The organism is Lonsdalea quercina subsp. quercina (assembly GCF_000688695.1).
Classification (GTDB): domain Bacteria; phylum Pseudomonadota; class Gammaproteobacteria; order Enterobacterales; family Enterobacteriaceae; genus Lonsdalea; species Lonsdalea quercina_D.
The window spans coordinates 219,342-240,021 of the sequence record NZ_JIBQ01000007.1 but is presented as its reverse complement, the minus strand read 5'-3'; the positions used below and the strand labels follow the sequence as shown (position 1 = coordinate 240,021).

Below are 20,680 nucleotides of genomic sequence, written 5' to 3'. Positions count from 1 at the left end.
AAAATGGGCGGACGCGAAATGCCGTCCGCCGGAGTGCTAGCGGCGATGATGCATAGCCATCGCGTTTACCAGCTGTAACTCACCGTGGCGACGATGCTGCGTCCGGAGCCGTAGAAGCAGGCGGACGTATTGCTGCACGACGCGACGTAGTGTTTGTCAGCCACATTGTTGACGTTGAGCTGCACGGCCGCGCCTTTCAGGCTGGCGGCGGCTTCACCCAGTTCGTAACGCGCCATCGCATCGAACAGTGTGTAGTGAGGCACTTTGAAGCTTTCGGCGTTATCGCCGTAGCTGGTGCCGACGTAGCGTACGCCGGTGCCCAGCGTCAGGCCCTTCAGCGCGCTATCCAGGAATCGATAGGTTCCCCAGGCGGACGCGGTGTGGCGCGGAATCGACGCGGGTGCCTTTCCCACCTGAGCGGCGGTGTTGCTCTCCCGGGTTTCCGCATCGGTGAAGGTGTAGGCGCCCATCAGGCTGATTTCCGGAGTCAGCTGGGTATGCGCTTCCGCTTCCACCCCTTTCGATTTCACCTTGCCAATCTGCTCGTTGTAGCCGGTGATGCTGTTGTAGGAGGTGATGTTCTTCTGGGTGATGTCGAACAGCGACAGCGTCAGCAGCGTATCGCTGCCCGGCACCTGATATTTCACCCCGACTTCGGACTGCTCGCCGGTAGTGGGCTTGAACGGATCGCTACCCGGCGCGCCGCTGCTCAGATTTGGCTCGAAGGAGGTGCTGTAGCTGATGTACGGGGAAATGCCGTTATCGAAGGCATACAACAGAGCCGCGCGGCCGGTGAACTTGTTGTCGTTCTGCTGGGTGGTGGTGGACTCGGCACGGTCAGTGGTGCGCACTTCGCTCCAGTCGTTACGCCCTGACAGCAGCAGATTCCAGCGCTCCCACTCCATCTGGTCTTGCAGATAGATCCCCACCTGATCGAGCTTTTTCACCGTACTGGTCATCAGGCTCAGTTCGTTGTCGCTGACCAGCCAGGAGCCGCCATAGACCGGGTTAGCCCAGTCGAAGTCATACTGATCGCCGCCGTTGCGCCAGTAGTTGTAATCCTGTTTCTGCCACTTGTAATCCAGCCCGCCGATCAGGGTGTGCGCGACGTCGCCGGTGGCGAATTTGGCTTTCAGCTGGTTATCCAGCCCCAGCTCGTCGGTATTGGTGTACTCCTTCTGCTGGCGGCGGGAGATCGTGGTGTCCGTCGCCGTCCCCCCGACGGTGTACACCAGATACTTGTATTTCTCCTTCAGCTTGGAATAGCGGAAGTTCTGCTGGAACGAGATCGTGTCATTGAACGAGTGGTCGAAGATATAGCCAAGAGAACCCAGCTCGCGCTTCGACTCGTGATAGTGAGGGTCGCTGACGTTCAGGTCATAGGGGATATAGCCGGATACCGTCTCGAACGCCGTGCCGTAAGCGGGCAGGAAGTTGCGGAAGCCCGCCTCCGGGTCGTTTTGGTATGCCGTCAGCAGCGTGAAGCTAGTATCGGGATTCGGCAGCCAGGTCAGGGCGGGCGCGATGGCGACGCGCTCCTGCTTGGAGTCTTTGACGAATTCGTGCTGGGTACTGCCGATGCCGTTCAGGCGGTAGAGCACGGTTTTGTCATCGTTCAGCGCGCCGCCGAAGTCGAACGCCGCTTCGCCCAGATGCTTGTTGCCCGCGCTGAACTGGATTTTGCGGATCTCTTCAGCCGTCGGACGTTTGCTGGTCATGCTGATCAGTCCTCCGGGATTAACCTGTCCATAGAGCACCGATGCCGGGCCGTGCACCAGCTCAACGCGTTCCAGCAGCCAGGGATCGAATTTCCCCAGCGATGAACCCTGACCGCTCAGGCCGAAGCTCAGGCCATCCAAGAATTTCGGCGCATACCGGAACCCGCGGGCGATCACTTCGTCATTGCGGTTGGAAGAGCCGCGGTAGTTGGTGACGACGCCGCTGCTGTAGTTCAGCGCGTCAGCCACGGAGCCGACGGCTTGCTGGTCCATCTGGTCGCGCGTCACGACGGAAATCGACTGCGGCGTTTTCACCAGCGGGGTTTCGGTCTTGGTGCCCGAGGCGCTGGCTTTGGCCACGATGCCTCGCAGCGGCGCAGTGACGCTCTCTCCCTGTGTGGCGGTGACCACCATCGTGTCATTGCTGTCGGCGCTAGAGGGCGTATCCGCCGCCTGCGCCAAGGTCGGGGTCAGGAGCGCAGAGGCCAATACCAGAGGCGCTCTGCGGCCATTAGCGTAAAAAGCAATAAGCTGTGTTAATGGTTTTATTTTGGTGGTGAACATGATTTATCCCTTTGAAAACCTGTCGCAAAACATCAGAAAGAAGGATTTCGTAAGCATTGCGTCAACGAATCACCGAAACGTCTAACTATCTCTTTGGTGAAAAGTTGATAAACCCCTTGTTTTTAGTGGCTTTAGCCCACGTTAATCCCTGGCTTAACGTAAGTTCGGCTTACATGTTATTGCAACTGTAAATGATTCTCAATATTATTCGTTTTTATGTCCAGTTCTGTGATGTAATCCGCAGACGTTAAGTTTTGAGTAAATAATCTTAAGTAAGTGTTAGGGGATATCGGAACAGGAGGGGGTATGTATGAACCACGGCAACCCGGTTTTGCCGCGGCGTTATTAAACGCGCCTGAGGCGGGAACGGAAGCCTGGTGGCGACGTGTGGCTCATCTCGGCACGCCGCTGGTGGAAAGCGCGGCCTCTGGGCAGGTCAGAGCGACATTTTTGTGGCGGGNCCCGCACGGTTCGGGGACGGAGTCTCCCATTCAGCGGGTCTATGCGGATATCAACGGCGTCACCGACCACCACAGTTGTTCGCCGCAGAGTCTGCAGCGTCTGGCGGACACCGATGTTTGGCACTGGAGCGTCACGCTGGAGAACGACTGGCGCGGCAGCTACTGCCTGCTGCCCGTCACGGAAGCCGAGCTGCCGCCCTCGTTCAGTCAGGACGACAATGAACGACGCCAGCAGCAGCGAGAGTGGTGGTGTTCACTGTCGGCTCACGCGGTGGCCGATCCACTGAACGTCAATATGCCCCATCACACCTGGGGCGGGCAGCCGGAGTCGTCCGCCCACATGCCTAACGCGCCGGCTCAGGCCGCGTGGCGGCGCGTTGACCGGGGACAGGCGTCAGCGCCGGACGCGCATCGGCTGCATACCTTCACGTGGCGCAGCGACACACTGGGCAACGCCCGGCGTATCTGGCTTTACGCCACGGGAGACAGCGAAGCGCCGGAACACCGCCCGCTGGCGATAGTGCTGGACGGTCAGCGCTGGGCGGAGGAGTTCCCGCTCTTTTCCGCGCTGGACGAAGAAACTCACGGCGGGAAGTTGCCGCCCGCCGTCTGGCTGCTGATCGACGCGCTAGACCCGGAGACTCGCGGCGACGAACTGCCCTGCAACGCCGCATTTTGGTCGGCGGTGCAGGATGAGCTGTTGCCGTTGGCCGCTCGGCATGCCCCTTTTACTCATGACCCCGACCGCACGCTAGTGACGGGTCAGAGCTACGGCGGACTGGCGGCGCTGTATGCCGGACTTTTTCTGCCGCACCGTTTCGGCCGAGTGCTGACGCAATCCGGCTCCTTCTGGTGGCCTGACCTGACATTTATCACCGAGGGCGAGTCCTGCGAGCAACCCGGCGGCTGGCTGGGGGAACAGGTCCGCCTGCAGGGGCGCCCGGAGAGGCCCCTGACGATTTTTCAGGAGGCGGGACACCGCGAAGCGGACATTGAGCTCGTCAATCGACAGATGCATCAGGCGCTGACAGAGGCGGGACACCGGGTTCAGTTCCGGGTGTACGCGGGCGGCCATGATGCGCTGTGCTGGCGCGGCGGCTTGATCGACGGCTGCCGCTGGCTGATGGCGGAAATGACTGAGGGGACGTCCACTCCCCACCACATGGAAAAAGGTAACAAGTATGAGTCAGGAACAACAAAACCCGTTTGATGATGACAGTCTGGTGTTTCAGGTACTGGTGAACTCGCAGGAGCAATACAGTTTGTGGCCGTCCTTTGCCGCCGTTCCCGCAGGGTGGGAAACGGTTTACGGGCCGGGCGACCGCTCGGCCTGCCTGAACTGGATCGAAACCCAGTGGCAGGATATGCGTCCCGCCAGCCTGCGACAGGCCGCCATGTAGCCACGCCGTACATCGGCGTCGGCTCGGCGCCTCACACTGTTTTCTCCATGCAAACGCAAAGGAAGTCTCATCGTGTCAGACACTCTCGTTGCGCCTGAACTACAGGCGAAATATCTGGAACTGCCGCTCGTCGCGGCCCAGCCGGGGATCTGGATGGCGGACAGCATCGCCAGCCGGAGAAATGTTTTTACCGTGGCGCATGCCATCGAACTCAACGGCCCGCTCGATCGCGACGATCTGGACATGGCGATCCGTCAGGGACTGGCCGAAGCGGATACGATTCATGCCCGCTTCACACTGAACGAAGACGGCGAGCCGCGGCAGTCTGTGCCGACGCGTGTCTTGCCGGACGCGGTGCGACCGGTAGAGTGGCTGGACTTAAGCGAGCGGCCGGAAGGGGAAGCGGCTGCCTATGCGTTAATGCAGGCGGATCTGGCGGAAGCGCTGCCGGCGGATGGCGAACGGCCGCTGTACCAGCATCGGGTCATACGCGTGTCGGCAGCGCCGGAGCGCTGGCTGTGGTATCAGCGCTATCACCACCTGCTGCTGGATGGATTCAGTTTTGACGCGCTGACCCGGCGGATCGTCGACATTTATAACGCGCTGCGGGCCGGAAAAGCGGCGTCGCCCACGCCGTTTACGCCATTCAGCGACGTGGTGGACGAGTATCTGACCTGGCAATCTTCGCCCGCCTGCCAGCGCGCCGCCGAATTCTGGCGTACGCATGCGGCCGATCTGCCGACGCCGATCTCCTTGTCCACCGAGGAGGGCCTCCCTCACGCCGACACGGTGCGGACCTGGCATCACTCTCTCTCGTATCCGGCGGCGCCGTTTGCCGCGTTGGCCGCCAGTTCCGAACTGGGTCAGGCTCAACCGGCGGAAATCGCGATGGCGGCGCTGGCCGTCTACCTGTTCCGCATGAGCGGCGAGCCACGGCTGTCGATCGGTTTTCCGTTCATGCGCCGTATGGGATCTGCGGCGCTGTCCGCCGTCGGACCCGTGGTGAATGTGCTGCCGTTGCAGTTAACGCTCTCTCCCGACATGACATTGACGGACGTGACCCGCGCGTTGCTGGCGGAGATCAAAACCGTCCGCCGCCATCAACGCTACGAAGCCGAACAGCTGCGGCGCGATCTGGGGCGGGTCGGGGAACAGGACGGGCTGTACGGCCCGGTGTTTAACTACAAAGTGTATAACGCAGGCGTGTCGCTGGACGGCACGCCCGCCGTCACCCACGTGTTGGCGATGGGCCCGGTGGACGATCTGGAGTTCGAAATCGGAGTCGACGGCGACCGCCTGCAACTGGGTCTGGTGGCGAATCCTGCCCGCTATGACCGCGAAACGCTGGCCGCGCACGGCGATCGTTTACAGCACCTGCTGTCCCAACTGGCGGAGCAGCCTGCACAGCCTATCGGCGAACTGTCGCTGCTGAGCCCGGAAGAGCAACGGCGGATCGACAGCTGGAGCCGAGGGCCGCAGCTCGCGATGCCGGATAACTGCGCTTCAGTCATAGACCTGCTGGTGCGTCAGGCTACCCGGCAGCCAAATGCGGTCGCGGTCACCAGCGCAAACGAACAGATTGACTATGCGACGCTGTCGGCGCGGGTGATGCAGCTGGCGCGCGTTCTGATCGCGCGCCGGGTGAGCGCGGACGATGTCGTCGCTATCGCCGTGCCTCGCTCGGTGGACAGCGTGGTGGCGATTCTGGCGGTGTTGGCCAGCGGCGCGGCGTATCTGCCGCTGGATCTGGACTACCCGCGCGAGCGTCTGACGCTGATGTGCGAAGACGCCCGGCCGGTGCTGTTGCTGACCTGGCGGGATCGGCTCGCGCAGATGCCGGAGCTGGCGGACGCCTTGTGTCTGGACGATGACGCGCTGCGGGCGGAATGCCAGGCGGCGTCGGCGTCGCCTATCGGCGATGGCGAACGTCCGCAGCCGCTGTCCGGCGATCATCTGGCCTACATCATCTATACCTCCGGCTCGACCGGGCGTCCGAAAGGTGTGATGAGCACGCATCGCGGTTTGCTGAACCTGCTGCTGTCCCATCAGCACTTCTTGTTTGGTCCGGCGATGACGCGTTTCCAGCAGCGTCACGAAAGACGGCTGCGCGCCGGTCATACCGCCTCCTTCTCATTCGACTCCTCCTGGGAGCCGCTGTTCTGCATGCTGATGGGCAGCGAACTCTACATTTTCGACGAAGACTTGCGTCGGGATGCGTGGGCGCTGGTGCAGCAGATGAATCAGGTGCCGGTGGACCTGCTGGACATCACGCCGTCGTTCTTTTCTCAACTGATCGACGCCGGTCTGCTGGAAGCCGAACAGCATCAGCCTGCTTTTATCATGATCGGCGGCGAGGCGGCCACGCCCAGGCTGTGGCAGCTGATGCAGCGCCAGAACGCCATCGAAATCCACAACTACTACGGCCCATCGGAGTACACCATCGACACGCTGGGGGCCAGCGTGCAGGCGGCGGACCAGCCCGTGATCGGTCGGCCGGTCGCCAATACTCGCGTCTGGCTGCTGGACGCCCGTTTGCAGCCGGTGCCGGTCGGCGTCCCCGGCGAACTGTATATCTCAGGGCCGGGCATTGCGCGCGGCTATCTGCGCCGCCCGGATCTGACGGCGGCCCGCTTCGTCGCCAATCCCTTTGCGCCGGGCGAGGTGATGTACCGCACCGGTGACGTGCTGCGCTGGCGTCCCGACGGCCAGCTGGCCTTTATCGGACGCGTCGATCATCAGATTAAAGTGCGCGGTTTCCGCGTGGAGCTGGGCGAAATCGAAAGCGCGCTGGCAGGACTGCCGGAAGTCAGCACCGCCGTCGTGATCGCAGAGCCGATGGGCGCGACGCATCGGTTGATAGGGTACTGCTCGGTGCCGGACGAGGCGCTGCGCGCGCAGCCGGATATCTCCGCCCGCTTGCTGGCGCAGTTGGGCGTTTCTCTGCCGGAGTATATGGTCCCGGCGCTGCTGATGGTGATGGCGGAGCTGCCGCTCACGGTCAACGGCAAAATCGACCGGCAGGCGCTGCCGAAACCGCAGTCCGCGGCCGTGAGACAAGGCCGCGCCGCGCAGGGCGAGCAGGAAGTGCTGATTTGCGAGGCCATCGCAACCCTGCTGCGGATGGACGCGGTCAACGCGGACGACGACTTCTTCGCGCTGGGGGGCGACAGCATCTCGGCAATGGGACTGGCGACGGCGCTGCGCCGTCAGGGCTGGTTGCTGCGTCCGCGTGAAATTTTCTCTGAACGCACGCCCGCCGGGATGGCGAGAGCGATGTGTCCGCTGACGCAACAGGCGCAGTTACCCCGCGTCGCTCAACGCGGTCCGCTGACGGGGCTGCCGATCCTGCACTGGTTTGCGCGACGTCACGGCATCAACCGCCGTTTCGCTCACGGGGTCTGGCTTAACGTCCCCGAAGAAATGGATGCGGCGCACACGGCGCAGGCGCTGGCGGCGCTGATCGCCAGCCATCCCGTACTGGCGGCTTATACGCAGGACGAACGGCTGGTGGTGGGGGAACCTCCTCGTCACGCGGCGGCGTCGCTCTGTCGCACGCTTGCAGTGGAAGGCGATGCCGAGGCCGTGGCCGAGCAGGCGTTTGATGAAGCGGTCGGCCGTCTCGATCCGGCGCAGGGCGTGATGTTGCAGGCCGTGCTGCTGCGCCGGAATGAGGCGCAGTCGTGCGGGCTGGTGCTGGTCATTCATCACCTAGCGGTGGACGGCGTCTCATGGCGGGTGCTGCTGCCCGAGCTGCGGCAGGCCGCCGAAGCCGTGTTGGCCGGACAGACGGCGACACTGCCCGAGGAGGCCTGTTCGTTGCACGACTGGTCGTCTCATCTGCTGGCGGATATCCCCCGGCGGCGCGACGAACTGGCTTTCTGGCAGTCCATGCTGCCCCCGGACGTCCCTCGACTGGGACGGCGTCCGCTGGCGGAAGAACAGGATCGCCAGTCTCGACAGTGCGAACAGCGTCTGCTGTTGAACGCGCAGCAGACCGAAGCGCTGCTGACCACGCTGCCGCTTCGTTATCGCGCGGGCGTGGAAGAAACGCTGCTGTGCGCGTTGGCGCTGGCCTGCGCTCGACGCTTCGCCGTTTCCCGTCTGCGCCTGACGCTGGAGTCGCACGGTCGCAGCGATCAGGATGATCGGATCGACCTGACGCGCACCCTAGGCTGGCTGACGGCGGAATATCCCGTGTGCCTGGACTGGTCTGACGCAGACGCGGCGCAGCCGTGGCAGGTCATGCGTGCGGTGAAACGCGTGCTGCGTGCCGTGCCGGATCGCGGCATTGGCTACGGCGTACTGCGTTATCTGGACGCGACGAATGCGAGTTCACTTTCCGAGCGGGAAGCGCAGAGCGCCCCCGACATCCTGTTTAACTATCTGGGCCGCTTCGAGACGGCTGACGGCGCGTGGGCGCCGCAGCGCAGCGCCCGTTGTTTCCGCGATGCATTCGCCGTCGCGCAGGACGGGCAGATGGCGCTGGGCCACGGTCTGGAGATCAACCTCTTCGTTGACGAAGGTCAGGGCGAGCCACGGCTGGCTATTCACTGGGGCTGGGCTGAGGGCGTATTCAACCGCGACGATATCGATGCTTTGCATCAGGCGCTGGCGCAAGCGGCGGACGCGCTGTTAACGGCCGCGCTTCGACAGCCGCGATTCGCGGCGGATACGCTGGTGGCCGCCGATGTAGGCTTGGCTGGCGTAACGGATGACACGCTGGCACAAATCAGTCGGCGACATGGCCCGCTGGCGGCCGTTCTGCCGCTGCTGCCGTTGCAGAAAGGATTACTGTTCCATGCGCAGATGGCGGCGGACAGCGGCAGCTATANCTCGCTGACCCGGTTGTCGCTGCGCGGGCCGGTGACCGCGGAACGCATCGGTCAGGCGCTGAACGCCGTTGTACGTCATCATCCACAGCTGGCCGCCCGTTTCGACAGCGAACATGCCGAGCAACCGCTCCAGTTGATCCCGCTTTTGCAGGACGACGCCGACTATTGGCCGCTTGAGGTACAGACGCTACCGACGATGACGCCGGAGCAGGAAAGCGACGCGCTGCTGGCGCTCGAAAAAGCGGAGCTGGCGAGGGATCTGTTTCATCAGCCGCAGACCATGCTGCGCGCGCTGCTGGTCAGCCATGCCGACGGCGAACGCCACACGCTGTTTCTCAACGCGCATCACCTGATCGTCGACGGTTGGTCGACGCCGGTGCTGCTGCGCGATCTCTTCAAGGTATTGGAAAATGCGGCGCTGACGCCGCCTCGCATCAGCTATGGCGATGTGGTGCGGCAGTTAACGGCGCGGGATGCCGAGCGCTCTCGTTCGTTGTGGCGCGAGGTGCTGAGCGATGCGCGGCCGACGCTGCTGTTCGGCGATGGACCGCACGACGACGAGGTGCGCGAGCTGGCGCTTTTGCCGGAGCCTGAACTCGAGCGTGGACTGTTGACGCTGTGCCGCCAGCACGGGTTGACGCTTAATACGCTGATGCAGGGCGTGTGGGGCCTGCTGCTCAGCGCCTACAGCGGGGCGAACGACGTGATTTTCGGTGCGCCGGTGTCCGGGCGTTTCGGGCATATCGACGGCATCGATGAGCATATCGGGCTGTTCAGCAACACGCTGCCGGTACGCGTCAAACTCGACCCGGCGCGCTCGCTGTTGAGCCAGTTGGGCGCACTGCAAGCGCAGCAGATCCGGCTTATCGAGCATGACGATCTGGGGCTGGGCGACATACAGCAACTGGCGGGCAATGGCACGTTGTTCGACACGCTGCTGGTGGTGGAAAACTACCCCGACAGCGGCGCGTTGGGCAGCGGTTCGGCGGGGATTCGCTGCGAAGCGATGAACAACCGCGGCTACACGCACTATCCGTTGACGCTGCTGGTGCTGCCGGGCGAACGCCTGCGGCTGCTGATGGAGTATCGCCCCAGCGTACCGCAGCCAGACCGGCTGGCCCGACGTCTGATGCAGCTGCTGACGCAGCTGGTGAATCAGCCGGAACAGCCGCTATGCGCCTGGGATCTGCAACTGCCGGAGGAGCAGGCGCTGCTGGCGAAGGTGAACAACACGACGCACGCGGTGGCGCCGATGACGCTGCACGAGGCGCTGGAGCGTCAGGCGCGGCAGACGCCGGACGGCGCGGCGCTGGCGGACGCTCAGCATCAGCTGACCTACCGGCAGATGCGGCAGCAGGTCGACCTGCTGGCCGAACGGTTGATGGAGGCGGGGGTCGTTCCCGGCGATATCGTCGCGGTCGCGCTACCGCGTTCGGTGCGTCTGTCGCTGGCGCTGCAGGCTATCGTCGCGGCGGGCGCAGCCTGGTTGCCGCTGGATACCGGTTATCCGGACGAACGACTGGCGCTGATGGTGGATGATGCCACGCCTCGGTTGGTGATCACGGAATCCGCGTTGAAAGCACGCTTTGCGTCGCTCGGCGACACGCTGCTGTTCGACGCATTGGAAGATGCGCGCCGTCAACCGAGCCGTGTAGCGGCGGCGATCTCGCCGCAACACCCGGCTTACGTCATCTACACCTCCGGGTCGACCGGGCGGCCAAAAGGCGTCGTGGTCAGCCATCAGGCCATCATTAACCGCCTGTGGTGGATGCAGGACGCCTACCGGCTGACCCACGACGACGTGGTGTTGCAGAAGACGCCCTGCAGTTTCGATGTTTCGGTGTGGGAGTTCTTCTGGCCGCTGATGGTGGGCGCGCGACTGGTGATGGCGCCGCCGGACGCCCATCGCGATCCGGACGCGCTGACCCAGCTGATTAACGATTACGCCGTGACCACGCTGCACTTTGTGCCGTCGATGCTGGCGGCCTGGATCGGCGCGCTGGACGCGCAGACGGACATCGGATGCGGCAGCCTGCGCCGCGTGTTCTGCAGCGGCGAAGCGCTATCGCAGGAACTGGCGGAAAGCTATCAGACGCGAGTGGCGGCGCCGCNCCACAACCTGTACGGGCCGACGGAAGCGGCGGTGGACGTGACCTATCAGCCCGCGTCGGGCGAGGCGTTGGCTCACTGCACCACGGGCGGGGTGCCTATCGGCCTGCCGGTGTGGAATACCCAGCTGCGTATTTTGGACAGCGCGCTGCGACCGGTGCCGTTGGGTGTGGCAGGCGATCTCTATCTGTGCGGCATCCAGCTCGCGCAAGGCTATTTGCGACGACCGGATCTGACCGCCGGGCGCTTCGTGGCCGACCCGTTTGCCGACGGCGCGCGCATGTACCGCACCGGCGATATCGCCCGTTGGCGAGAGGACGGCGCGGTGGACTATCTGGGGCGCAGCGACGACCAACTGAAGATCCGCGGGCAGCGTATCGAGCTGGGCGAGATAGAACAGGCGCTGTTGGCTCAGCCTGACGTGGCGCAGGCGGTGGTCTGCGCGCGGGAGTTGGGCGAACGCCGAGGCGCGCTGACGGGGGCCGATGCCCGCCAATTGGTGGCATGGGTGATCCCGCAGGAGGGCGTGACGCTGGAGTTAGCGGCGTTGCAGCAGGCGCTGGCGCAAGCGTTGCCGGCCCATATGCTGCCGGTCAGCTATGTCACGATGACGCAGTTCCCGCTTAGCGCCAATGGCAAGCTCGATCGCAAGGCGCTGCCGTCTCCGACGGGGCAAGTACCGGCGGGACGTGAGCCGGAAACGGAGCATGAGCGCATGCTGGCGGCGCTGTTCGCCGAGATTTTGACGCTGCCGACGGTGTATGCCGACGATGACTTCTTCGCGTTGGGCGGACATTCACTGCTGGCGATGAGGCTGGCGGCGGAAATTCGCCGTCGTCTGGGGCGTTCGCTGACGGTCGGTCAGATCATGGCGGCGCGCAGCGTGGAACAGATCGCGCAACGGCTGGCGGGCGAGGGCGAGGCGTCTCGTCACAGCGGTGCGGACGAAACGCTGCCATTGCGCGCCGGCAGTGGGCCGACGTTGTTCTGCCTGCACCCGGCGTCTGGATTCGCCTGGCAGTATGCCGGACTGTTGCGTCATCTGACGGGGAGTTACCCCCTTGTCGGCCTGCAGTCGCCGCGTCCGGACGGCGTTATCGCCGCCTGTGATTCGGTGGCGGCGATGTGCGAACGCCACCTGGCGACGATCCGCCGCATACAGCCGCAGGGGCCGTACTACCTGCTGGGGTACTCGCTGGGCGGCACGTTGGCGCACGGCATCGCCGCGCGTCTGGAGGCTGCGGGCGAGCAGGTGGCGTTCCTCGGACTGTTCGACACCTATCCGCCCGAAGGACAGGACTGGAGCGGGCCGAGCGAGGAGCAGGCGCAGCAGGAGGTGGCACAGGAGCAGGCCGAGTTCATGGCCGAGGCGGAAGAAGAAACGGACGAGCATCTGCGCGCGGAAAAAGCGGCGATGTTCCGCGATATCGTGGCGAATTACCGCGATGCGGTGCAACGGCTCTCTACGGCGTCCACACTGCGCTATCACGGTGAGGCGACGCTGTTCGTCGCCACCGGTACGTTGCCGGAAGGGATGGACGTGCAGGCGACCTGGGCGCCGTATGTCGATCGTCTGACGACCTATCTCCAGCCTTGTGAGCACGCGGACATCCTGTCGCCCGCCTCGCTGGAGCGACTGGGACCGCAGCTCAATCGGCTGCTGATGCCGCTGGCCGAGCGAAAATCACGGTAGAGCGTTCGGGCGGAGACGCGGTGCTCCGCCCGAGGTATCAGTAGGTCACAACCCCTTTGGCGCCGGGTGATAGCGGCCGCACGGTACGATCAGCGGCGTGTGAGACACCGGATCGTCGATAATCACACAGGCCATGCCAAAGACGTCGCGCACCAGTTCGGCGGTGACGACGTCGGCGGGCGCGCCCTGCGCCATCACGCGGCCCGACTGCATCACGATGAGATGGTCTGCGTAGCGACAGGCCTGATTCAGGTCATGCAGGACCGCGACCAGCGTATGGCCGCGCTGTTGATTCAGCTCGCGGAACAGGTCGAGCAGATCGATCTGGTGAGCGATATCCAGCCAGGTGGTGGGTTCATCCAGCAACAGCAGCGGCGTTTGCTGAGCCAGCACCATCGCAATCCAGACCCGCTGACGCTGTCCGCCGGAAAGCTCGTCCACGCTGCGGTCCGCCAGCTCGCTGACGTTGGTGGCCTGCATCGCCTGTTCCACCGCTTCCTGATCCCCCTCGCTCCACTGACGCAGCAGGCTCTGGTGCGGGTAGCGTCCGCGCGCGACGAGATCGGCCACAGTGATGTTGTCCGGCACGATAGCGTGCTGGGGCAGCAGACCGATCTGGCGGGCGAGGGCTTTGGTCGGGATGGCGTGAATGTTTTTGCCGTCCAGCAACACTTCTCCTGCCAGCGGTTTCAGTAATCGGCATAGCGCGCGCAGCAGCGTCGATTTGCCGCAGGCGTTGGGGCCGACGATGACGCTGAACTGATGCGCCGGGATGGTCACATTCAGATCTTCGGCAATGATTTTATGGTCGTAGCCCAGCGTCAGGTGGGCGGCGTGCAAAAACGGTGTCATCAATCACTCACTCTAAACAACGGTTGCGCCGTCTCCCGCATCAACAGTGCGGAGACGGACGTCGGTCAATGGCGCGACTCACGAATCAGCAGCCAGATCAGATAAATGCCGCCAATGCTGACGGTCACGGCGCCGACCGGCAGTTGGATCTGGCGGAAGGCGTGCTGGGCGATCATATCTGCCGCCAGCAGCAGCGTGGCGCCGACCAAGGCGGCGGAGACCAGCGGCGTGGCGCTGGCGCGGGTCAGGCGGCGGGCGATTTGCGGCGCGGCCAGGGCGATAAAGGAGATCGGTCCCGCGGTGGCGGTGACCAGCGCGGTCAGTACGATACCGAACAGCATCAGCCACAGGCGGCTCGCCTCCGCGTTGACGCCGAGCGCGCGAGCGCTGTCGTCGCCCATTTCCAGTAGTTGAAGTCGTTTGCCCAGCAGCAGCACGGCCAGCGTCGCCAGCGGCGTAAGCCAGAGGGCGGGTTGCGCTTTGGTCCAGGTCATGCCGTTGAGCGTGCCGGTTCCCCACAGCGTGGCGGTCATGGCGTGCTCCAGCGAACCCGTGATGATCAGCCAGGTGTTGAAGGCATACAGCACGGCGCTGACGGCAATGCCGACGATAATCAGCCGGAAACCGTTAATGCCTTTGCGCCAGGCCAGCAGATACACCAGCGCGGCGGCGGCAATGCCGCCCATGACGGCGCCGCTGACGATCTGGTAGTAGTCGCCTTCCCACACCATCACCACCAGCAGCACGCCGGTGAATGCCCCGGTATTGAACCCGACGATATCCGGACTGCCGAGCGGGTTACGAATAATGGACTGAAAAATGGCGCCGCTGATGCCGAGGCTCGCGCCCAGCAGCAAGGCCATTGCCGCGCGCGGCGCTCGCCACTGGGTCACGACGGTCTGAATGCCGCCGTCGGCGTGACCGGCCAACGCCCGCCATACGTCGAGCGGGGCGATCTGCAGCGTCCCCAGCCCCATGGCAACCGTCAGTAGCAGCAGGCCGAGCACCAGAAGCAGGCCGTTGACCAGCAGCGTTCGTCCGGCGAATCGGCCGCTGACGAAGCCGCCGGGGGCGCGAAGCGAGAGTGTCTTACTTGCCATCTCTGTTTCCTCAGGCTTTACGCTGGCGAACCAGCCAGATCAGAACCGGCGCGCCGATAAAGGCCGTCACGATGGAGACGCGCAGCTCGCCTGCCGCCAGCAAACGCCCCGCGATATCGGCGCAGAGCAGCAAGATGGGGGCGAACAGAAAGGAGTACGCCATAATCCAGCGTTGGTCCGGTCCCGTCCACCAACGGGCGACATGCGGGATCATCAGGCCGACGAAGCCAATCGGCCCCGCCAGCGCGGTCGCCGAACCGCACAGCAGCATGATGGCCAGCACGGCGACGACGCGAATCAGAACGACGCGGGTGCCCAGCGCCATCGCGATATCTTCTCCCATGCTCAGCGCGTTCAACGAGCGGGCGGCCAACAGTGCCAGTACCGCGCCCAACAGTATGGTCGGCGTGACGATGCCAATGTTGCGCAGCGAACGGATATCCAGCGATCCGGCTTCCCAGATGCGCATCTGGTCGAACGCCTGCGGGTCGAGCAGCGAGATGGAGGAGGACAGTCCGCTCAGGACCGCGCTGAGCGCCACGCCGGCCAGCGTCAACCGAATCGGGTTGATGCGTCCCCCACTGAGCGTGCCGATCANCCAGACTGCCAGACTGGTGATGAGCACGCCCATCCAGGCGAAGCCCAGCCAGGCGGTCATGCTGTTGATGCCGAAGCAGGTGATGCCGATAACGATGGCGAAGCTGGCGCCCGCGTTGACGCCGAGGATGCCGGGGTCCGCCAATGGATTGCGGGTCAGCGCCTGAATCACGGCGCCCGCGCCGCCCAGCGCGAGACCGACGATGATGCCCGCCAGCGTCCGCGGCAGTCGCGCATTAAGAATGATGGTGCTATCGGCCGTGTCGAGCTGACCGGTCAAGCTCTGCCAGACCACGACGGGAGAAATTGACTTGGCCCCGATAGTCAGGCTGGCGACAACGACGAGCGCCAGCAGCAGCAGGAACAAAAAAAGCCCGGCGTGACGCCTAAAGGCTTGAAAGTAACGGGTGGGCGGCTGATTGGCGGCGACAGGCGCCTGATGCGAAGGAAGTGACATCGCCAACGAACAGCTCCTTAATATGTGAAGATGAGTATGATTATCATTAATGTTATCGAGCTGCTATGTTAGCATGCCTCGGTGAGCAAATACATTGACGTAGACCGCGTGTTGACGCCATTCAGCCGCTGCTGAACTGGCTATATCACCTTATTTTCACGGAATATTATGGCTAAATCCTCCATCTTGCTTGACTTCAGTTTGCTAAAAAACAACGCCCACTTTCGTGCGATTTTCGTCGCCAGAATGCTGTCCGTCTTCTCGCTCGGCATGCTGGCGGTGGGCGTCCCCATTCAAATTCAGTCGATGACCGGCTCCACCCTGCAGGTCGGGGTGGCGGTGGCGCTCGACGGCGTCGGGATGTTCATCGGTCTGATGTGCGGGGGCGTGCTGGCGGATCGTTTCGACCGGCGGAAGCTTATCCTGTTCGCGCGCGGCACCTGCGGGCTGGGCTTCGTCGCGCTCAGTCTTAATGCCTTTTCCAGCTCGCCGTCTCTCGTCGCGCTGTACGTGCTGGCCGCCTGGGATGGTTTCTTCGGCGCATTAGGCATGACCGCGCTGATGGCGGTGATCCCGCTGCTGGTGGGGCGGGAGAATCTCCCCGCCGCCGGCGCGCTGAGTATGTTGACGGTACGACTGGGCGCGATCCTCTCGCCCGCGCTGGGCGGGGTCATTATCGTGGCGGGCGGCGTCGGCTGGAGCTTCGCCGTGGCGGCTGTCGGCACGCTGGGCACCCTGATCCCGCTGATGCGGCTGCCGTCGCTTCAGCCGGAGGCCAGCGAGCCGGAGCATCCGCTGCGTTCGCTGGCGGGCGGCGTGAAATTCGTCTGTTCGCATCCGGTCGTCGGCTGGGTCGTGGTGCTCGGTCTGCTGGTCAGCATGATCGGCGCGATGCGGGTACTGTTTCCCGCGCTGGCGAACGACGTCTATCACGCCGGACCCTCCGCCATCGGCCTGATGTACTCCGCGGTGCCACTGGGGGCGATGCTGGGCGCGTTTACCAGCGGCTGGGTTTCGGGCGTACGCCGACCGGGGCTGGTGCTGCTGGTCTGCACCACCGGCGCGTTTCTGTCTGTGGCGCTGCTGGGCGTGGCGGGCTATTTCGCCGTGGCGCTGGCGGCGCTGGTTTGTTACGGCTATCTCAACGCCATCGCCTCCCTGCTGCAGTTCACTTTGATTCAGACGCATACGCCGGACAGGCTGCTGGGACGCGTGAATAGTCTGGGTTCGGCGCAGGACGTCACCGGCGATTCGCTCGGCGCGCTGGGCCTGGGGGCAATGACCCGGCTTATGACGCCCGCGCTGAGTATTCTGTCATTCGGCGGCGCGGCGGCGATATTGGGATTGGGGCTGATGTTGCTGGTTCGGCCTTTGCGTCAGTGCACGTTCGGGCAGGTCGACGAGGAGGAGCCGGTCAGCGAAGCGCTGGATGAGGCCGCGGAATCCCCGGCGCGCCACTCTTAGACGACGATAGCCAGAAGCGTGGCGCTGGCCGCAGGGACGCGGCCGTATCGGGGAAATGGATCATTGGGGCTTACGGAAAAAATGCTCGATATTGTTCAGCATATTGCTGGCGCTGTAATAATCGAGCCGGAACGTATCCGGGCCCATCGCCCACACGTGCTGTTGCACGACGGGTTCAATATGGCGCAGGAACGGATTATTCATCAGGTTGCCGACCGTTTTTTCATCCGCGGAAAACAGCAGAAGAGACTTGCCGTTCAGGCTGTCGGCCATGTTCTCCCCCGAAATCTGCACGATGTCCCGCCGTTTACCCTGGCTGGTCTCGGTCGGCAGATTGGGCGGCAGTTCCGCCAGTTGGAACCCTAACTCCGACAGGAGCTGGCCCTGCGCGGAAGCGCGGGTCCAGATATTCACCCCCCGGCCGTCTTCGTAATACACCAGCGCTGAAACCGGCTGCGGCGGCAGCGTAATCGCCTGTTTTATCGACTGTACGCGCTGTTCGAAGCGGTCGACGACTTCATGGGCCTCTTTTTCGCGGCCCGTCGCATCTCCCAGTTGTTCGGCTAACTGCTGCCAGCTTTTATCGCCATAGTCGATCACAAGCGTTGGGGCGATGGCGGAAAGCTGGTCGTAGAGTTTCAGCGCGGAGTCGCCGCCGGTGGCGGCAATGACGATCAGGTCCGGCGACGCCGCGGCAATGGCTTCCGCATTTGGCTCTGTGATGTACAGCGGTTTGACGTTGCGCGCTCTGGCTTCTTGCCCCCATTGAATAAAAAAGCCCTGATCGTCGGACACCGTTGAGTTTCGGCTGGTGGCGCCCGAACCGATCACCTGTGCGTCAATAGCCAGCAGCGTACCGGTAATGGTGACGCTGGTGGAGACGATGCGCTGCGGCGGATGTTGCAGCGTCAGCGGGCCTTTTAACGTTTGGAACGTGCGCGGCCAGCCGTCGTGGGCTGTGGTGGAAGAAGGCGTAGTGGGACTGTCGCTGTTCTGATTATCGCAGCCGCTGATGAGTGTGAGCAGGGTGCTGAACATCAGCGCGCACAGCCGGGGAAATTGGGAATAGGCGTAGCCTTGCATAGCCGTCAGACTCCTCCTGATACGGACAAGGTAATGCTCGGATTCGGGAAGGAGAGTAAACGATAACCGCGCTGAGGTACAACTCGAAATCCCCGGCGACGCGTCGCCGGAGCGTGATTAATGCATGATGCGGGCGAGGAAGTCGCTGGCAAGGTTGGCGCCCGCAACGGAGACGCGGTGATCGACGTTCGGCAGCAAATGCAGTTCGCAGTCAACTCCGGCCCGCGTCAATACACGTTCCGTCTGCTGGCTATGCTGCCAGGGCAGTTTGTCGTCCTCCATGCCGTGTATCAGCGCGACCGGTGTTCGGCGCGCCATGCGGGCATCGGTAAACACGGGCAGATAGCCCGAGAAGGCGACGATTGCGCCATAGGGGCAGCGGTCCGACGTCAGTGTATCCAGGGCCATGATTGCGCCCTGAGAAAACCCGACCAGAGCGACACGTTCCGGGTGTTCAGTCATTTGGTATCGGTCTATCGCTTGCTGAACAATGGCATCGAACGTGGCCCGTGCGGCGACGATGCGGGCGTTGCGTAAGGCGGGAGTATCGTCGTCGATATCAAACCATTGAAAGCCCTCGCCTTGCGTGAAGGGAAAAGGGCCATCGGGAAGGGCGAAATGCGTGGACGGCCACTGTTGCTGCCAACGCTTGGCCACGGAAGCGAAATAGCGGCCATAGCCGCCGATGCCGTGCAAAAAAATGATCAGTGAATTATCCATACGGTCCCTCGCTGTAGATAAATCGGCTACGGCAGTGCGCCGCAGCGGCAAGGGAGAGAATAGCACCGGGGCTGGCGTCAGGCACAGGCCCCGGATGAAGCGGGATCAGGCTTGACGCGATCTCGTCGGTTTCAGGGCATAAGGCCCGTCGCCGACTAATGCCAGCGCGATCAGGCCGACGATCCACAGCGCAGGGAATTCCCAACCGCCGTTCGGGTTGTTGAAGAAGAAGCCCGCAGGGCCATGTACGGTGAAGATGGCGCCGAGCAGGATCGGGATGGACGCCAGCGCGGTTGCCCGGCACCAGATCCCCAGTAGCAGTGTGACGGCGGTGAACAGTTCCCACACGATGGTGACGTAGGCCAGCCAGCCGGGCAGGCCCAACGAGGCGAAGAACTGGGCCGTTCCCGCCGGGGTGAAAACGAAAATTTTCAATCCTGCGTGAGCGAAGAACAGAATGCTGAGCGCGACACGCAGCAGCAGTGCGGCATAAGGCGCCGTTTTATGATCAATCATTATGAGTACCCTTCATTAAGCGTGGTGTGGAATCACTATACTGTTTCCGTTCCGCGCATTAAGTGGGCAAACTGCGATTAATTATTACGTTTCAGGCAATAATATTGTTCATCCCTGATCCCACGGCGGCGTGCCGTCATACCGCTTGACCAGAAAATTGATCAGCGCGCGGACTTTGGCGGGCAGTGCGCGGGCGGCGGGATAGAGAACGTAGATCCCCATCGGAGGCGTTTCCAACGCTTGCAGCAGCGGCACGACGTCTCCGTTTCGCAGGCTGTTGCCCGCGACGAAACTGGGGACTCGGGNGATGCCGAGCCCTTGTTTGGCCGCCGTCAGACAGGCTTCCGCATTGGAAAAACAGAGCCGACCGGGGATAGCGACGGCGTTGATCTCTCCCGCGACCTGGAAGGTCCAACTGAATGGTTCCTGGAAATTGGTATCCACGATACAGCGGTGATTCAACAGGGCCTCGGGGGTCTCGGGCGTGCCGTGTTGCGCCAGATAGTCCGGCGACGCGACGCAGAGGATGCGGGCATCGCAGAGCTTACGCGCCATCATGCTGCTGTCAGAGAGTTTACCGATACGGACGGCCAGATCGTAGCCTTCGTCCACCAGATGCACCAAACGATCGGCGAAGTTGACGTCCAACTGAATCTCGGGATAGCGCCGGGCGAAGTCGGTCAGAACCAGAGAGAGTTGGGTGGTGCCGAAGGTGATCGGGGCGGAAAGACGCAGGCGGCCAGAGGGCGCGGCGGCTTCGTTGCGGATGGAGACGTCCAGCATATCCAGCTCTTCCAGCAGGTGACGGATGCGCTCGTAATAGACCTTGCCGACGTCGGTGGGGGACAGCGCGCGCGTCGTCCGTTTGAACAGCTGAACCCCGAGATAGGATTCCAGCCGGGTCATCAGCCTTGATGCCTGAGCCGCACTGGTTTCCAGCCGCTCAGCGGCCCGGGAAAAACTCCCCAGTTCGTAAATCGCCACAAACATGCGATCGCAGTCCAAACGTTCCATCTTAAATCTTCGCTCCGTGTCCGGCAGTGGCGTTTACTTTAGCACAACGCCGGCGGCGTCTGATTTGGGGCGACGCTGCCCTTGAAAGCGGTGTTGGCGA

At 63.2% G+C, this 20,680-nt stretch carries 12 protein-coding genes; 4 read left to right on the top strand and 8 right to left on the bottom strand.

Annotated features, from left to right (window positions below):
- Window positions 1-65: 65 nt before the first annotated feature.
- Complete coding sequence (locus SB13_RS08755; RefSeq protein ID WP_026739984.1) at window positions 66-2,282, bottom strand: TonB-dependent siderophore receptor; 2,217 nt, start codon at window positions 2,280-2,282, stop codon at window positions 66-68.
- A 306-nt stretch (window positions 2,283-2,588) separates the two neighbouring features.
- Here SB13_RS08755 and fes point away from each other — a divergent pair, with 306 nt between their 5' ends.
- The 3 genes from fes to SB13_RS08740 all read left to right on the top strand — a co-directional run bounded on the left by fes (window position 2,589) and on the right by SB13_RS08740 (window position 12,777).
- The gene (gene fes / locus SB13_RS08750) at window positions 2,589-3,953 is read left to right on the top strand and encodes an enterochelin esterase (protein WP_026739983.1); all 1,365 of its coding nucleotides are present in this window, start codon (window positions 2,589-2,591) and stop codon (window positions 3,951-3,953) included.
- Window positions 3,925-4,143, top strand: coding sequence for an MbtH family protein (locus tag SB13_RS08745; protein WP_026739982.1), 219 nt, complete (start codon window positions 3,925-3,927; stop codon window positions 4,141-4,143). Before fes ends, SB13_RS08745 begins: the two co-directional genes overlap by 29 nt.
- Window positions 4,144-4,215: 72 nt before the next feature.
- A complete protein-coding gene (locus tag SB13_RS08740; protein WP_026739981.1) occupies window positions 4,216-12,777 on the top strand; it encodes an amino acid adenylation domain-containing protein in 8,562 nt (2,853 codons plus the stop codon).
- 45 nt (window positions 12,778-12,822) lie between these two features.
- On the opposite strand, the gene SB13_RS08735 is transcribed toward SB13_RS08740, so the two are convergent.
- From SB13_RS08735 to fepD, 3 genes are all read right to left on the bottom strand, one after another.
- Window positions 12,823-13,629 carry an ABC transporter ATP-binding protein gene (locus SB13_RS08735; protein WP_026739980.1) on the bottom strand — a complete coding sequence of 269 codons (807 nt, stop codon included), beginning with the start codon at window positions 13,627-13,629 and terminating at the stop codon, window positions 12,823-12,825.
- Window positions 13,630-13,694: 65 nt separating this feature from the next.
- Window positions 13,695-14,729: an iron-enterobactin ABC transporter permease gene (gene fepG / locus SB13_RS08730; RefSeq protein WP_026739979.1), complete on the bottom strand. Its 1,035-nt coding sequence runs from the start codon at window positions 14,727-14,729 to the stop codon at window positions 13,695-13,697.
- A gap of 10 nt (window positions 14,730-14,739) precedes the next feature.
- Window positions 14,740-15,783 (bottom strand): Fe(3+)-siderophore ABC transporter permease, encoded by a 1,044-nt coding sequence (gene fepD, locus SB13_RS08725; protein WP_026739978.1) that lies wholly within the window; start codon window positions 15,781-15,783, stop codon window positions 14,740-14,742.
- Between the two features lie 168 nt (window positions 15,784-15,951).
- On the opposite strand from fepD, the gene entS reads away from it, so the two are divergent.
- Window positions 15,952-17,247 (top strand): enterobactin transporter EntS, encoded by a 1,296-nt coding sequence (entS, locus tag SB13_RS08720; RefSeq protein WP_026739977.1) that lies wholly within the window; start codon window positions 15,952-15,954, stop codon window positions 17,245-17,247.
- A gap of 60 nt (window positions 17,248-17,307) precedes the next feature.
- Here the strand turns inward: entS and fepB are convergent, their stop codons facing one another.
- The 4 genes from fepB to SB13_RS08700 form a co-directional block, all read right to left on the bottom strand.
- Window positions 17,308-18,330 (bottom strand): Fe2+-enterobactin ABC transporter substrate-binding protein, encoded by a 1,023-nt coding sequence (gene fepB, locus SB13_RS08715; RefSeq protein WP_026739976.1) that lies wholly within the window; start codon window positions 18,328-18,330, stop codon window positions 17,308-17,310.
- Between the two features lie 117 nt (window positions 18,331-18,447).
- Complete coding sequence (locus SB13_RS08710) at window positions 18,448-19,050, bottom strand: alpha/beta hydrolase (protein WP_026739975.1); 603 nt, start codon at window positions 19,048-19,050, stop codon at window positions 18,448-18,450.
- 105 nt (window positions 19,051-19,155) lie between these two features.
- Window positions 19,156-19,566 carry a DoxX family protein gene (locus tag SB13_RS08705; protein WP_026739974.1) on the bottom strand — a complete coding sequence of 137 codons (411 nt, stop codon included), beginning with the start codon at window positions 19,564-19,566 and terminating at the stop codon, window positions 19,156-19,158.
- A gap of 108 nt (window positions 19,567-19,674) precedes the next feature.
- The gene (locus tag SB13_RS08700; protein WP_463605552.1) at window positions 19,675-20,556 is read right to left on the bottom strand and encodes a LysR family transcriptional regulator; all 882 of its coding nucleotides are present in this window, start codon (window positions 20,554-20,556) and stop codon (window positions 19,675-19,677) included.
- Between the last annotated feature and the right edge of the window lie 124 nt (window positions 20,557-20,680).

Excerpts from the sequence above, each read along its gene's own strand:
- SB13_RS08755 (WP_026739984.1), bottom strand. The coding sequence starts at position 2,282 with ATGTTCACCACCAAAATAAAACCATTAACACAGCTTATTGCTTTTTAC.
- SB13_RS08745 (WP_026739982.1), top strand. The coding sequence starts at position 3,925 with ATGAGTCAGGAACAACAAAACCCGTTTGATGATGACAGTCTGGTGTTT.
- SB13_RS08735 (WP_026739980.1), bottom strand. The coding sequence starts at position 13,629 with ATGACACCGTTTTTGCACGCCGCCCACCTGACGCTGGGCTACGACCAT.
- fepG (WP_026739979.1), bottom strand. The coding sequence starts at position 14,729 with ATGGCAAGTAAGACACTCTCGCTTCGCGCCCCCGGCGGCTTCGTCAGC.
- entS (WP_026739977.1), top strand. The coding sequence starts at position 15,952 with ATGGCTAAATCCTCCATCTTGCTTGACTTCAGTTTGCTAAAAAACAAC.
- fepB (WP_026739976.1), bottom strand. The coding sequence starts at position 18,330 with ATGCAAGGCTACGCCTATTCCCAATTTCCCCGGCTGTGCGCGCTGATG.
- SB13_RS08710 (WP_026739975.1), bottom strand. The coding sequence starts at position 19,050 with ATGGATAATTCACTGATCATTTTTTTGCACGGCATCGGCGGCTATGGC.
- SB13_RS08705 (WP_026739974.1), bottom strand. The coding sequence starts at position 19,566 with ATGATTGATCATAAAACGGCGCCTTATGCCGCACTGCTGCTGCGTGTC.